The organism is Pseudomonas sp. CIP-10 (assembly GCF_020911845.1).
Lineage (GTDB): Bacteria > Pseudomonadota > Gammaproteobacteria > Pseudomonadales > Pseudomonadaceae > Aquipseudomonas > Aquipseudomonas alloputida.
This window is the reverse complement of record NZ_CP087160.1, coordinates 2,235,083-2,248,543: the sequence shown is the minus strand read 5'-3', so window position 1 is coordinate 2,248,543 and position 13,461 is coordinate 2,235,083. Positions and strand designations below refer to the sequence as shown.

At 64.0% G+C, this 13,461-nt stretch carries 17 protein-coding genes; 10 read left to right on the top strand and 7 right to left on the bottom strand.

Going from position 1 to position 13,461, the window contains the following annotated elements:
- Positions 1-9 precede the first annotated feature (9 nt).
- From LMH93_RS10215 to LMH93_RS10180, 8 genes are read left to right on the top strand one after another with little or no spacing between them, the layout of a single operon-like run.
- On the top strand, positions 10-1,203 hold the full coding sequence (locus tag LMH93_RS10215) for a PepSY-associated TM helix domain-containing protein (protein WP_230065119.1): 1,194 nt from the start codon (positions 10-12) through the stop codon (positions 1,201-1,203).
- On the top strand, positions 1,200-1,739 hold the full coding sequence (locus LMH93_RS10210) for a hypothetical protein (RefSeq protein WP_003256210.1): 540 nt from the start codon (positions 1,200-1,202) through the stop codon (positions 1,737-1,739). Before LMH93_RS10215 ends, LMH93_RS10210 begins: the two co-directional genes overlap by 4 nt.
- Complete coding sequence (locus tag LMH93_RS10205; protein WP_003256211.1) at positions 1,736-2,056, top strand: hypothetical protein; 321 nt, start codon at positions 1,736-1,738, stop codon at positions 2,054-2,056. The genes LMH93_RS10210 and LMH93_RS10205 overlap by 4 nt, the downstream gene beginning before the upstream one ends.
- Positions 2,053-2,622 (top strand): DUF6162 family protein, encoded by a 570-nt coding sequence (locus LMH93_RS10200; protein ID WP_230065118.1) that lies wholly within the window; start codon positions 2,053-2,055, stop codon positions 2,620-2,622. Before LMH93_RS10205 ends, LMH93_RS10200 begins: the two co-directional genes overlap by 4 nt.
- Before the next feature lie 16 nt (positions 2,623-2,638).
- Positions 2,639-3,541 carry a metal ABC transporter substrate-binding protein gene (locus LMH93_RS10195; RefSeq protein ID WP_230065117.1) on the top strand — a complete coding sequence of 301 codons (903 nt, stop codon included), beginning with the start codon at positions 2,639-2,641 and terminating at the stop codon, positions 3,539-3,541.
- The gene (locus tag LMH93_RS10190; RefSeq protein WP_019751012.1) at positions 3,538-4,284 is read left to right on the top strand and encodes a metal ABC transporter ATP-binding protein; all 747 of its coding nucleotides are present in this window, start codon (positions 3,538-3,540) and stop codon (positions 4,282-4,284) included. Before LMH93_RS10195 ends, LMH93_RS10190 begins: the two co-directional genes overlap by 4 nt.
- On the top strand, positions 4,284-5,183 hold the full coding sequence (locus LMH93_RS10185) for a metal ABC transporter permease (protein ID WP_003256215.1): 900 nt from the start codon (positions 4,284-4,286) through the stop codon (positions 5,181-5,183). The genes LMH93_RS10190 and LMH93_RS10185 overlap by 1 nt, the downstream gene beginning before the upstream one ends.
- Positions 5,180-6,043, top strand: coding sequence for a metal ABC transporter solute-binding protein, Zn/Mn family (locus tag LMH93_RS10180; RefSeq protein ID WP_003256216.1), 864 nt, complete (start codon positions 5,180-5,182; stop codon positions 6,041-6,043). The genes LMH93_RS10185 and LMH93_RS10180 overlap by 4 nt, the downstream gene beginning before the upstream one ends.
- A 216-nt stretch (positions 6,044-6,259) precedes the next feature.
- Here the strand turns inward: LMH93_RS10180 and LMH93_RS10175 are convergent, their stop codons facing one another.
- The 6 genes from LMH93_RS10175 to LMH93_RS10150 form a co-directional block, all read right to left on the bottom strand.
- Entirely contained in the window at positions 6,260-7,312 is a 1,053-nt protein-coding gene (locus LMH93_RS10175) for a DUF1615 domain-containing protein (RefSeq protein WP_230065116.1), read from the bottom strand.
- A 26-nt stretch (positions 7,313-7,338) separates the two neighbouring features.
- Positions 7,339-7,890, bottom strand: coding sequence for an isochorismatase family protein (locus LMH93_RS10170; protein ID WP_230065115.1), 552 nt, complete (start codon positions 7,888-7,890; stop codon positions 7,339-7,341).
- Between the two features lie 56 nt (positions 7,891-7,946).
- Positions 7,947-8,666 carry a thioesterase II family protein gene (locus LMH93_RS10165; protein WP_104886213.1) on the bottom strand — a complete coding sequence of 240 codons (720 nt, stop codon included), beginning with the start codon at positions 8,664-8,666 and terminating at the stop codon, positions 7,947-7,949.
- On the bottom strand, positions 8,663-8,884 hold the full coding sequence (locus tag LMH93_RS10160; RefSeq protein ID WP_016711157.1) for an MbtH family protein: 222 nt from the start codon (positions 8,882-8,884) through the stop codon (positions 8,663-8,665). The genes LMH93_RS10165 and LMH93_RS10160 overlap by 4 nt, the downstream gene beginning before the upstream one ends.
- A 134-nt stretch (positions 8,885-9,018) precedes the next feature.
- Complete coding sequence (locus LMH93_RS10155; protein ID WP_003256224.1) at positions 9,019-9,420, bottom strand: hypothetical protein; 402 nt, start codon at positions 9,418-9,420, stop codon at positions 9,019-9,021.
- Positions 9,421-9,446: 26 nt separating this feature from the next.
- Positions 9,447-10,331: a LysR family transcriptional regulator gene (locus tag LMH93_RS10150; RefSeq protein ID WP_230065114.1), complete on the bottom strand. Its 885-nt coding sequence runs from the start codon at positions 10,329-10,331 to the stop codon at positions 9,447-9,449.
- Positions 10,332-10,477: 146 nt separating this feature from the next.
- On the opposite strand from LMH93_RS10150, the gene LMH93_RS10145 reads away from it, so the two are divergent.
- A complete protein-coding gene (locus LMH93_RS10145) occupies positions 10,478-11,497 on the top strand; it encodes an alpha/beta hydrolase (protein WP_230065113.1) in 1,020 nt (339 codons plus the stop codon).
- A 141-nt stretch (positions 11,498-11,638) separates the two neighbouring features.
- Here LMH93_RS10145 and LMH93_RS10140 read toward each other — a convergent pair whose 3' ends face one another.
- Positions 11,639-11,932: a DUF1330 domain-containing protein gene (locus LMH93_RS10140; protein ID WP_003256229.1), complete on the bottom strand. Its 294-nt coding sequence runs from the start codon at positions 11,930-11,932 to the stop codon at positions 11,639-11,641.
- 78 nt (positions 11,933-12,010) lie between these two features.
- Here LMH93_RS10140 and ribBA point away from each other — a divergent pair, with 78 nt between their 5' ends.
- Positions 12,011-13,132 carry a bifunctional 3,4-dihydroxy-2-butanone-4-phosphate synthase/GTP cyclohydrolase II gene (ribBA, locus tag LMH93_RS10135; RefSeq protein WP_019751007.1) on the top strand — a complete coding sequence of 374 codons (1,122 nt, stop codon included), beginning with the start codon at positions 12,011-12,013 and terminating at the stop codon, positions 13,130-13,132.
- The last annotated feature ends 329 nt before the right edge of the window (positions 13,133-13,461 follow it).

Genomic DNA, 13,461 nt, shown 5'->3' with positions numbered 1-13,461 from the left:
GACCGTCTGATGGCCCAATCACCGAAAAAATCCAAATCCAAGCTGTGGTTCCTGGTCCACAGCTGGCTCGCCTTGCCGATCTGGTTCTTTGTCCTGATCGTCTGCTTCACCGGCATGCTCGCCGTGGTCAGCCAGGAAATCGTCTGGCTCGCCGATCCGGCTGTGCGCGCCAACAAGCCAGACGCGGACACCGAGCGCATGAGCTTTCAGCAGGTACTGGAGGCCTTGAACAAGGCCGAGCCGGACATGGTGGTGGAGCGCCTGAGCCAGCCAGATGGTTCGCACTTCGCGGTGAAAGCCAATGTCACCCTGCCTGACGGCACCCGCCCGACGCTGTATGTAAACCCCTACACCGGAACCATTCAGGGCAAGACCCCGGACTTCAACTTCGAAGCCTTCACCCGCGCCCTGCACGGCTGGTGGCTGGTGCCGTTCACCAACGGTTTCAGCTGGGGCTGGTACCTGGTCTCGCTGCTCGGCCTGCCGATGCTGGCCTCGCTGGTCACCGGCCTGGTGGTTTACAAGAAGTTCTGGAAAGGCTTTTTCAAACCCGTGCGTACCGGCCATGGTTCGCGAATTTTCTGGGGTGACCTGCACCGTCTGTCCGGGGTGTGGTCAATCTGGTTCATTGCGGTCATTTCCATCACCGGCACCTGGTTCCTGATCCAGGCGATCCTGTCTGACAACCACATCACCCTTTCCAGCCAGCCCATCGTGCCGGTGATCGCCCGTGAGGAAGTGCCACAAACGCCAGATGGCAGCCCCGCCTCGCGCATCGACCTGGATGAGGCGGCACGCCTTGCCGGTCTGGCGATCCCGGGGCTGGAAGTGACCTCCATCTCGCTCCCCGCCACTGCCTACAGCCACGTCATGCTGTCTGGCCCGGGCTGGTACCCGTTGATGTTTCAGAGTGCGTCGGTCAATCCGTACACACGCAATGTCGACAGCCAGTTCCTGATCAGCGACCGTTCGGCCCTGGAGTTCGTCACCGAGTCCATGCGCCCGCTGCACACCGGCGACTTTGGCGGTTTGCCGATCAAGCTGGTGTGGTTCTTCTTCGGCCTGATCCTCACCCTGATGGTGCTCAGCGGCCTGCTGATCTGGGCCAAGCGCACCGCCCAGGCCACCGCCGCGGCCCTCAAGCGCAGCGAGCGCGCTCCACGTGCAGCTCACAGTGAAACCACCGTGGAGATCCATTCATGAGCCAGGCCCAGGCCCTGCCCGCCAGCCCGCTGAAGCAGCTTTGGCTGAAGTGGCGTTTTCACCTGAACATCCTGCTGATCCTGATCCCGCTGGGCTTCATGCCCAAGTACTTCGCCGACGCCAGGCTGTTCCGCGGCGACGCCGGCCTTGGCGCCAACGTGATCAGTGACATCCAGGTCGGCCCTTACAGCCTCGACCTTGCGGAACTGCGTGACGAGGCGCCACACGCCGACGGCCCCGCCGGCTACTTCAAATCGTTCAATGCATCGCTGTGCAAGGCCTGCATAAAAAACGTCAAGGCAGCCTACCTGCGCATCGGCAAGCCAAGAAGCCTGCGCGCCGCCGGCACCATTTTCTTCGGTGCACCTTACAACATGGGCACCTCGTTGCCGATTCCGCCGCGTACCAAACCCGACGCGCACATCTGGATTACCCTGGAAGGCTGGGACGGCAGCATGCACCAGGCGTCGATCCCCCTGGCCAAGGCATCGCCAGCCACTGTGGCATGGCTCGAGAAACAAGGAGAAAACAAATGAATCACCGGATGCGCACCCTGGCGCTGCCCTTGCTGGTACTGGTCGCCGGCCCTGCGCTGGCGCACAACCCGATGTGCGAATGCGAAGAACTGGCCAGCGGCCAGGTCAAGTGCACCGGCGGTTTCTCGGACGGCAGCGGTGCCCCCGGAGTGACCCTGGACGTGATTGGTTATGACGAACAGGTGCTGGTCGGCGGCAAGCTTGGCGACGACTCGACGCTGACCTTCAAACGCCCGGACGGCGAATTCTACGTGCTGTTCGATGCTGGCCCCGGGCACGTGGTGGAAGTGGACTACGCCGATATCGCCCAGCCATGAGCCGCGCCCACGTCATTCGCCCGGCCGGTGCCGGGCACGAAACCCTGTACGTGCTGCTGGCAAGCTTGCTGATCGTGGTGCTCGCCGCCAGCGTGGTGCTGCTGCGCGGTGAGCGCGAGGACGAACAGGCCATCGCCAGCCACCAGATCGACGCCCGCCGCGACCTCACCGCCGCCGAGCAAGGCCTGTACACCGACCTGCAGGTAGCCTTCGACGAGATCCAGCTCCTGCGCGAAGAAAACGCCGTCACGCCCAGCGTAAAGGCCCTGGCCGAAGAAGGCCTGCCGCCGTTCGTGGTCGATGCCGGCAGCCAAAGCCGTGGCGGCCACCAATGGTCATGGCTGGAACCCGGCGCCTACCTGGGCCGCAGCCAGGCCCCGGAAGTGGCCGGCAGCCTGCTGCTGATCCTGCCACCCGACAGCACAGGCCAAGCCGATATTTGGCTGCGCCGCGACAGCGCCGCCGTGATCCCGGACGACCTCGGCCAGGCCGCCCTGATCGCGGCTGGCTGGCAACAAGTGGTCAGCCACTACGACGCCGGGGTCACCCGCGAACACCGTCACTGAACCCAAGGACCCGCCCATGTTTCGCTCCGCCCTCGCCCTGCTCCTGTCCCTTGCCCTGCCGGCAATGGCCCTGGCCGATAACAGCAAGCCGCTGCGAATCGGCATCACCCTGCACCCCTACTACAGCTACGTGAGCAATATTGTCGGCGACAAGGCCGAGGTGGTTCCCCTGATTCCGGCGGGCTTCAACCCGCACGCCTACGAGCCGCGGGCCGAGGACATCAAGCGCATCGGCACGCTGGACGTGGTGGTGCTCAACGGTGTTGGCCATGACGATTTCGCAGACCGCATGATCGCCACCAGCGAAAAACCCGACATTGCCACTATCGAAGCCAATCAGAACGTGCCGCTGCTGGCGGCCACTGGCATCGCCGCGCGCGGTGCCGGCAAGGTGGTCAACCCGCACACCTTTCTGTCGATCAGCACCACCATCGCCCAGGTGAACAACATCGCCCGTGAACTGGGCAAGCTCGACCCGGACAACGCCAAGTTGTACACGCAAAACGCCCGTGCCTACGCCAAGCGCCTGCGCGCCCTGCGTGCCGAGGCCCTGGCCAAGGTCACCGAAGCCCCTGGCGCAACGTTCCGGGTCGCCACCATCCATGCTGCCTATGACTACCTGGTGCGCGACTTCGGTCTGGAGGTGACCGCCGTCGTCGAGCCGGCCCATGGCATCGAGCCCAGCCCGGCGCAGCTGAAAAAAACCATCGACCAGCTCAAGGCACTGGACGTGCGGGTGATCTTCTCGGAAATGGACTTCCCGTCGGCCTATGTCGAAACCATTCAGCGTGAGTCCGGCGTACGCCTGTATCCGTTGACGCATATCTCCTACGGCAATTACACCAAGGACAAGTACGAGGTGGAAATGAAGCGCAACCTGGACACCGTGGTCCGCGCCATTCAGGAGAACCGCGCATGACCGCTGCCGCCAAGCGGGTGACAGCCTGCGGGCCGCGCATCGAGTTCACTGGCATCGACCTGACCTTGGGGCGTACGCGCATCCTCGAACAGGTCAGTTTCAGCGTGGCAGCAGGCAGCGTGCACGCCATCGTCGGCCCCAACGGCGGCGGCAAGAGCTCGTTGATCAAGACCCTGCTCGGGCAGATGCCACACCAGGGCCAGCTGACCTTGCATTGGCCTGGTGAGCGCGAAGTGATTGGCTACGTGCCGCAGGCACTGGAGTTCGACCGCGGCCTGCCCATGACCGTGGACGACTTCATGGCCGCCATGTGCCAGCGCCGCCCGGCCTTCCTCGGCCTGTCGCGGCGCGTGAAGCCAGCCATTGATGCAGCCTTGGTTCAGGTTGGCATGCTCGACAAGCGCACGCGGCGCATGGGTGCACTGTCCGGCGGTGAGCGCCAGCGCGTGCTGCTGGCCCAAGGCCTGATCCCAGAGCCGCAGTTGCTGGTGCTGGACGAACCGATGTCGGCCCTCGATGAAGCCGGAATCCAGGTGTTCGAACAGTTATTGCAGGGCTGGCGCCAGGCCGGCACTACCGTTCTGTGGATCGAGCACGACCTGGAAGCCGTGTTGCGTCTGGCGGACCGGGTAACAGGCCTGAACCGCCAGGTGCTGTTCGATGCGCCGCCTGCCCAGGCCCTAACCCCGGAGCGTCTGCTCGGTCTGTTCTCCGTTCACCCGCGTAGCGAGAGCCTTGCCTGATGAGTTTTGAAATCTTTCGCCAAACGGTCCAGGACTGGGCCACTGCCGGCTATTTGCCCGAGGCGCTGGCCTACGGCTTCGTGGTCAACGCCCTGTTGGCCGGCCTGATGATCGGCCCGGTGTTGGGCGGCCTGGGTACCTTGGTGGTGGTCAAGCGCTTTGCCTTCTTCTCCGAAGCGGTCGGCCATGCGGCGCTGACCGGCGTGGCCATCGGTATCCTGCTGGGTGAGCCCTATACCGGCCCTTACGGCAGCCTGTTCGGCTACTGCCTGCTGTTCGGCATCCTGCTCAACTTCCTGCGCAACCGTACCGGGCTGTCGCCGGACACACTGATTGGCGTGTTCCTGTCGGTGTCGCTGGCGCTGGGCGCCAGCCTGCTGCTGATGCTGGCAGGCAAGATCAACGTGCACATCCTCGAGAACGTGCTGTTCGGCTCGGTGCTGACCGTTAGCGCCCAGGACTTGCTCGTGCTGGGCATCGTCGCGGCGCTGGTGCTGGCCTTGGCGCTGCCACTGTACAACCGCATCATGCTGGCCAGTTTCAACCCGCAGCTGGCGGCTGTGCGCGGGGTAGCGGTGAAGACCCTGGACTATCTGTTCGTGGTGCTGGTGACCTTGGTGACCGTGGCTGCGGTGAAGGTGATCGGGGCCATCCTGGTCGGTGCGCTGCTGGTCATCCCGGCCGCCGCCGCTCGCCTGGTCAGTCAGTCGCTCAAGGGCTTTTTCTTCCTGTCGGTGCTGATTGCCACCATCAGTACCCTACTCGGTATTTTGCTGCCGATCGTTTTCGACCTGCCGGTGCCGTCAGGGGCCGCGATCATCCTGGTCGCCGGCATCTGCTTTGCCCTGGCCGCCCTGGCCCGCGCCCTCGTTCCCCGCCTGCAAGGAAACCCGGCATGAACTTCAAACACCTGACCCTGGCGCTGGCACTGGCCGGCCTGCCGTCCCTGTCTTTCGCCACGCAAGTGCTGACGACCCTGCCCGTCACCCACAGCCTGGCCAGCGCCCTGCTCGACGGCACTGCGGTGCGGCTTCAGCAGGCAGCACCGGCCAACCTGCCTGCCAGCCGCCAACCGTCGTATTTCAGCGGGCGTGGTGGCGCAGGCCTGCACAAGGCCGCCCAGCAGGCAGATGCGGTGATCGGGGTGCGTTCGATCTGGCGTGACGACCCGCTGTACCCGATGGCCCGACGCAGCAATATCCGCATTGTCGAGATCGATGCCGCGCGACCGGTGGATGGCGCACTGCCGGGCATTGCGGTGAACGGTGACGATGCCTATGGTGCTTACCCCTGGCTCAACCCGACCAACCTCGGGCGCATGGCCGACGTGGTGGCCAATGACCTGGAGCGCCTGGCGCCGGACGACAAGGCAAAGATCCAGGGCAACCTGGCAGGGCTCAAGCGCCAATTGCTGGAGCTTTCGGCCAGCAGCCAGACGCGGTTGGCCAAAGTCGACAACCTGACGGTGGTGAGCCTGTCGGAGCGGCTGGGATATCTGGTCAACGGGTTGAACCTGGATGCGGTCGAGCAGCCACTGCCGGCCGAATGGGATGCGGCGGCCCTCAAGGCGCTGGGGGAGAACCTGAAGGCGCAGGACGTGGCGCTGGTGCTGGACCATCGTCAGCCTGAAGCGGCAGTGGCCGAGGTGATCAAGGCGGCCGGGGCCAAGCTGGTGGTGGTGGAGAGTGACCCTGAAGATGCGATTGCGGGGCTCAAAGCCAGCGTTGACCAGGTGGTTGGGGCATTGGGCGGGCGCTGATCGGACGGGCCCACGCGGTGGATGGCACGGGCTTCGCCCGTGTTCGCGGGCAAGCCCGCTCCTACATTGGACACGCGTCGGTGGTTGGGCGCAGGCCGTCGTAGGATCGGGTTCACCCGCGAAAGGGCCGGGCCTGCTGGCCAATCTCCACCCGCCAATCACCATTGCCGCCGCCACCGTATTCGCGGGTAAACCCGTTGAACGGTTGCTGCCAGGCTAACGCTTCATGCACCGCTGATAACGCTCATCCACCCGCCCGGCAAACCAGGCCGTGGTCAGCTTGCGGGTAATCTTCGGGCTCTTCAGCTCGATGCCCGGCAACACTGCGCGGGGCACCGGTTTGCCGGCTTTGGCATCCGCCAGGGCGAACACCCCGCTGTACAGCTTGCTGTCCTCGAACGCCAGGCTGTCGGCCTCCTCCAGCTGGCTTCGGATCTGCGGGTTACGCAGCCCCAGCTTCACCCCCAGCTTGCGCGCGGCCAGTTCAGTCGTCCCCGGCATGATCGCCCCTGGCGCCACCAGGTCGCCGTCCAGTGCCAACTTCACCCCCGTGACCTTGCTCAATGCCGCCTGGAATGCCGCATTGCGGCTGGCGTACCAGCCCGCGTTGAAATCGGCGAAACGGTAAAGCTGGCGCTCGTAGTTGGCCGGGTAGCCCAACAGGTGGGCAATACCGAAGTACATGCCGCCACGCCGGCTGAACACTTCCTGGCGAATCGTGCCTTCATGGCTGTAGGGGTAATCCCTCGCATGCTTTTCGGCAAAGTCGATGCTGACTTGCATCGGCCCGCCGGTGTGCACCGGATTCAGCCCGCCCAGCAAGGTCTTGCCCAGCGGCACGCGAGCAACGACTTCGTCGTACAGTTCGCTCAACTGCTTTTCGCTGCGCACCGTCTGCAACCGCTGCTGGTAGCTCTTGCCGTTGACCGACGGCGTCTTCAGCGCACCGTCGACCAGCAGTTTGGGAATATGCAGGCGCGCAGCGCGGCGGTCGATCTCCTGGCGGGCGATACGCCCAAGGTTGGGCACCTGCGGGTCCGCAGTGAAAGTCGACTCCTGTTCGGTCACCGCCAGCACTGCACACAGGTTACTTTTACTGGGCGCTATGCGCTGGGCTTCGAAGGCTACCTGGATATCGTTGGCCCAACCCTCGCGGTCCTTGACCTGGGCGGGTAACAGCCGCAACAGCTGCGCACGGATTTTGGCCGGGTCCGCTTCGGGCGCTTCTTCGCGGCGCCCGGCGCAGCCTTGCAACAGCGCCAGGGCCATCACCGCAATGGCCAGTAACCGGCCGTTCAGGGCTGTTCACCGACCAGATAGGTTTTGCTGATGTGGCGGAACTGCGGGTGCCCGGCACTGCCCATCAATTCGAACAGCACCATCTCGCGGGTCACTACCTGCGCACCGGCGGCACGCATGCGCGCCAGGCCTGCGGCCTTGCTGGCCGGGGTGCGGCTGTCGCAGGCATCCTCGACCACGAATACTTGCTTGCCCAGCGCCAGCAGGCCGAGCACGGTCTGCAGCACACAAACATGGGTTTCCATGCCGCAGACGATCACCTGCTCGCGCGCCATCAAACTGGCCGGCAGGCACTCGGCGGCCACGCAGGAAAAGTGACTTTTTTCCACCACTTCGGCTGCCGGCGCTGCGGCCAGCAGTTCGGCCAGGGTATGGCCCAGGCCTTTGGGGTACTGCTCGGAAATCACCGTCGGCAGCGCCAGCTCGGCAGTCGCCGCCAGCAACCAGCGGGCCCGTGCCCGAGTGCCTTCGGAGTCGCTCATGGCACCGATCAGCTTTTCCTGGATGTCGACGACCAGTAGCGTGGCCTTGAGTGGATCGATCAGCATTGTCTGCCTCTTGCCTGGGAAAACCCTAGCCTCCCCCAGGCAAGCGGTGTCGTCAATCAGGCAGACAGCCGAAGCGGCTGCAGCGACGCGGTCAGCGCAGCGAGCACACGGTCTTCCTGCTCATGGATGAAGAAATGGCCACCCGGGAACATCTGCAGCGAGAACGCGCCGTGAGTTTCACAGCGCCATGCCTGCAGTTGCTCATCGCTGGCCCGGTCATCCACGCCACCCAGCACATGCAGTGGGCACTGCAACGCCGGCCGCTGCCGGTATGTGTAAGTGCCGCACAACAGAAAATCCGCGCGCAAGGTCGGAAGGGTCAGGCTCATCAGCTCAGCGTTGGCCAGCACTTCCTCAGGCGTGCCTTGTAGCGCGCGCAACTCGCTGATCAGCTCGGCGTCGCTCTTGGGCTCGCGCCAGTTGTTGCCGTCGTAGTCCTCACGCCGGGTAGGTGCCGCGGTGCCGCAGGCGAACAAGGCCAGCGGCGCCGGGCAGCCCAATGCCTGCAGCTCATGGGCCAGCTCGAAGGCCAGCAGTGCACCCAGGCTGTGGCCGAGCAGCGCATAAGGAGCGCTTGCCGCCAGTCGCTGCTCGCTGGCCAGTTGCCGAGCCAGCACTTGCATGTCGGTGTGCAGCGACTCGGCCATGCGCGCGCCCCGCCCAGGCAATTCCACCGGGCGCACCTGCAACCATGCCGGCAGCTTGCGCCGCCAGCGGCTGTAGACCATGGCGCTGGCCCCGGAGTACGGCAGGCACAGCAGGTTCAGCACGGTCACTGGGCGGCAGCTTCGGCCATTTTCTGGCGCAGGCTCAGCGGGCGCATGTCGGTCCAGACTTCATCGATGTAGGCCAGGCATTCCTTCTTCAGGCCGCTTTTGCCCACGGCTCGCCAGCCGTTGGGGATGGCTTTGTAGTCGGGCCAGATCGAATATTGCTCTTCGTGGTTGACCACTACCTGGAACTGGATATCGTCGCGGTCGAAAACGGAAGTCATTGCCTGTCTCCTTAAATGATGATGCCGCTGCGCGCCTGGCGCAGGGTGGCTTTCAAGTAGACGTAGCAAGCGTTGTAAAAATTAACGGAACTGACGCGCCGCTGTGTGGGAGCGACCGGTGCTGGTATCAACGCTCAGGTATCGCGCAACAGGTCATGCGTATCGAGCAACCGGAACGCAACCTGCGGATTACGCTCCAGCCCGCGCCGGATTGCCGCCGGGATAGACTGCCGGGTCTTGCGACACAGCCCGGGTTGCTCGTCCAGCTCGATGACGATGCCGCGCATGGTCCGTACCTCGTTGTAACCGGGGGCGATGTGCACGCGGATGCCGAGGTTTTCGTACAGGCGCTGCTGCAGACGTTGAAGGTCTTCCAGGTCCCTCAGGTTTTCCAGGCGTTCGAGCAGGCGTTTTTCTTCCTGCCGGGTCAGCAAGAGGATGCGCTGGGCGGCCTGCGGATGGTCGGCCAATTGCTCGCGGCCGCAGACGCAGGCGCCAGGGGGGCAAGGTTGGCGTAAAGGAACGGGCGTACTCATAGGGCAAGCATAGCCTGTACCGACCGTCAGAGCTGCGCCAGCCGCGTACGCAGGAAGCTGACAAAACCCTGCACCGGCCGCGCCACCTGCCGGTGCTGCGGATACACCGCCGAGAGCTGCAGCGCGGGCGGGCGCCACTCATCCAGAACCGTCACCAGTTGCCCCTCCGCCAACGCCTGCCCAACGATAAAGGTCGGCAGGTAAGTGACCCCCATCCCGGCAATCGCAGCCCCCCGCAGCAACTCGCCATTGTTCGCCCGCATGCGCCCGGTCACCTGAATTGCCTGGGTTTTGCCACCTGTGTGGAATTGCCACTGCACCTGCCGCGAATGCCCATAGGGCAGACAATCATGCGCGGCGAGCTCATCCGGTTTTCCCGGCGCTCCTCGTGCTTGCAAATACGCCGGGCTCGCACAGTAGACCCGCTCGACACTGGCGATACGCCGGGCAATCAGGCTGGAGTCCTCCAGTGCACCAATCCGCAGCGCCAGGTCATAGCCTTCACCAATCAGGTCCACGGCGCGGTCGCTCAGGTCTACTTCTACATCAACCTGGGGGTGCAACTGCAGAAACTCGGTCAGCAGGCAACCCAGGTGCGCCATGGCAAACGACAGCGGCGCGCTGAGGCGCAAGGTGCCGCGCAGGACCTGGGCCTGGCCGCTGATGTCGTGTTCGACCTGCTGCACTTCACCCAGCAGGCGCAGGGCCGACTGGTAGTAGTGCTGCCCCAGTGGCGTGGCATCGAGGCGCCGGGTGGAGCGGTTGAGCAGGCGCACGCCCAGGCGCTCTTCAAGCTGCATCAGACGCCGGCTGACCGATTGCTTGGACATGCCCAGACGGTCGGCGGCAGCGGTGAAACTACCGGCCTCCATCACCTGGGCAAAGATCCGCATGTCTTCGTAAGGGTTCATTGTCTCGCTCTTGCTGACAGTCAAACACTTTATAGCGGCTTTTTCCCACGAGTGCATCTGCCTAATCTACGCACAAGTCGCAGCGATGGCCCCTCAGGCCAGGCAAGACGCCCACTACCAACACTTGCACAGAAAAGGATTCGCTCATGAACATTGTCCACAAAGCCCTCACCGCCTCCGTCCTGGCCCTGTCCGTTTCCAGTGCCTTCGCCGCAGGCAGCCCCGGTGTCGAACAACACACCCAGGCCTTCCTCGAAGCCCTAGAGAAAGGGGGTGGCAAGCCGCTGGAACAGCTCACACCAAACGACGCCCGCGCGGTACTGACCGGCGCCCAGGCCTCGGTAAAGGTCGACCTCTCGGGGATCGAAGTGAAGGAACGCACGATTCAGGCCAATGGCCAGTCGATCAAGCTGCAAGTGGTACGCCCGACTAATGTCAAAGGTGATCTGCCGGTGTTCATGTTCTTCCACGGCGGCGGCTGGGTGCTGGGCGACTTCCCGACCCACCAACGACTGATCCGCGACCTGGTGGTCGGCTCGGGTGCGGTGGCGGTCTATGTGGACTACACCCCGTCACCGGAAGCGCACTACCCGACGGCGATCAACCAGGCGTACGCCGCGACTCGCTGGGTGGCCGAGCATGGCAAGGAGATCGGCGTGGATGGCAAGCGCCTGGCTGTAGCCGGCAACAGCGTTGGCGGTAACATGGCGGCGGTGGTTGCACTCAAGGCCAAAGAGGCCGGCACCCCTGCCCTGCGCTTCCAGCTGCTGCTGTGGCCGGTGACCGATGCCAGCTTCGAGACAGCATCGTACAAGCAGTTTGCCGAAGGACACTTCCTGACCACCGGGATGATGAAGTGGTTCTGGAACAACTACACCGTTGATGCAAAGGCGCGGGCGCAGATCTACGCCTCGCCGCTGCGGGCGTCCGCCGAACAGCTGAAGGGCTTGCCACCGGCCCTGGTGCAAACGGCTGAGTTCGATGTGCTTCGGGATGAAGGTGAGGCGTATGCCCGCAAGTTGAATGCGGCGGGCGTGAAAGTAACCTCGGTGCGCTACAACGGAATGATTCATGACTATGGGCTGCTCAACCCGTTGAGCCAAGTGCCGGCAGTAAAGGCGGCGCTGCGGCAGGCGGGCAACGAACTTAAAGTGCATCTGCAGTGAGGCAATGAGCAATAGACCCGCCTGGGCGGGTCTTTTGCTTCTATTTGCGGAAACGGCCCGCAGGCGTCAATGAATCTGCCATCGGTGCTGCAGGTCCGGCCCTTTCGCGGGTAAACCCGCGAAAGGGCCGGCAAATCCTGCTCAGGGCTCAAACCCTTCCACAATGATCACCTCAGCCTTCGCCACCCCTTGGCGATGACTGCATGCCTCTTGGTACAGCGCGGAGCGGTAACAGGCGACGGCCTGCGCGTACGAATCGAACTCGATCACCACGCTACGCTGAGGCGTAGCTCTCCCTTCCATCGCCTCGCTGCGCCCGCCACGGGCCAGGAAGCGCCCGCCGAATGCCTTGAAGGCAGCCGGGGCGCGCTGGGTGTATTGCTGGTACTGCTCGGGGTCGGTCACGTCCACATGGGCGATCCAGTAGGCCTTCATGTGCAGCTCTCCTGTTACGGCGATATTTGTGTATGATGGTATACCATAAAATTCACCCCACCACAGTGAGCGTGCACCATGGCTTTCAACACCATCGAGGAACTTCTCGAGGACTACCGGCAAGGCAAGATGGTCCTGCTGGTGGATGACGAGGACCGGGAAAACGAAGGCGACCTGTTGATCGCCGCCGAGCGCTGCGACGCCCAGGCCATCAACTTCATGGCCCGCGAGGCGCGCGGGCTGATCTGCCTGACCTTGACCGACGATCACTGCCAGCGCCTGGGCCTGGAGCAGATGGTTCCGGCCAACGGTAGCGTGTTCAGCACCGCGTTCACCGTGTCGATCGAGGCGGCCACCGGGGTCACCACCGGCATTTCCGCCGCAGACCGGGCACGCACCGTGGCAGCGGCCATGGCCCCCAACGCCCGCCCCGAAGACCTGGTACAACCTGGCCACATTTTCCCCCTGCGGGCACGCGAAGGCGGCGTGCTGACCCGTGCCGGCCACACCGAAGCCGGCTGCGACCTGGCACGCCTGGCCGGCTTCAGCCCGGCCTCGGTCATCGTTGAAGTGCTGAACGACGACGGCACCATGGCCCGTCGCCCCGACCTGGAAGTGTTCGCCGCCCGGCATGGCATCAAGATTGGCACCATCGCCGACCTGATCCACTACCGCCTGAGCACCGAGCAGACCATCAAGCGCATCGGCGAGCGCGAGCTACCGACCGTGCATGGCACCTTCCGCCTGGTCACGTATGAAGACCGCATCGAAGGTGGCGTGCACATGGCCATGGTCATGGGCGACATTCGCCGCGAACAGCCGACCCTGGTGCGGGTGCATGTGATTGACCCGCTGCGCGACCTTGTGGGTGCCGAGTACGCCGGCCCCGCCAACTGGACGCTGTGGGCGGCGCTGCAGAAGGTGGCTGAGGAAGGTACTGGCGTGGTGGTGATCCTGGCCAACCACGAATCCTCCCAGGCCTTGCTTGAGCGTGTGCCACAACTGACCCACCCTGTGCGGCCCTATCAACGTGGCCAGTCCAAGGTGTATTCCGAAGTGGGCACCGGGGCGCAGATTCTGCAGGACCTTGGCGTGGGCAAGCTGCGTCACCTGGGGCCGCCGCTGAAATACGCGGGGCTGGCGGGGTATGAGCTGGAAGTGGTGCAGAGCATCCCGTTCGAGCCCGGGATTGCAGGTTGATATACGGTCCCTGTGGAAACGGGCAAGCCCACGAAGCAGACACCGCGGGGCATGGCACGGGCTTCGCCCGTGTTCGCGGGCCCGCCCGCTCCCACAGAGACCGCGCAAGCTTTTAGACCCTGTTCAAATCAATTTCCCCGATCAGCAACGGGCCCGTGCCTGAAGGCAGAGTGATGGCCGGTCGCCCCATACCTCTTGCCAAAATCTTGGAATACCATAATATGATATCCCGTAGACCTTGAGTCTTCAGGCCGGCACCTACAATTAAAAACGGCCATCAGAACACTTTGTTTTAGCTGCTCCCCGAACATTATTGGCGGGCGCACCAA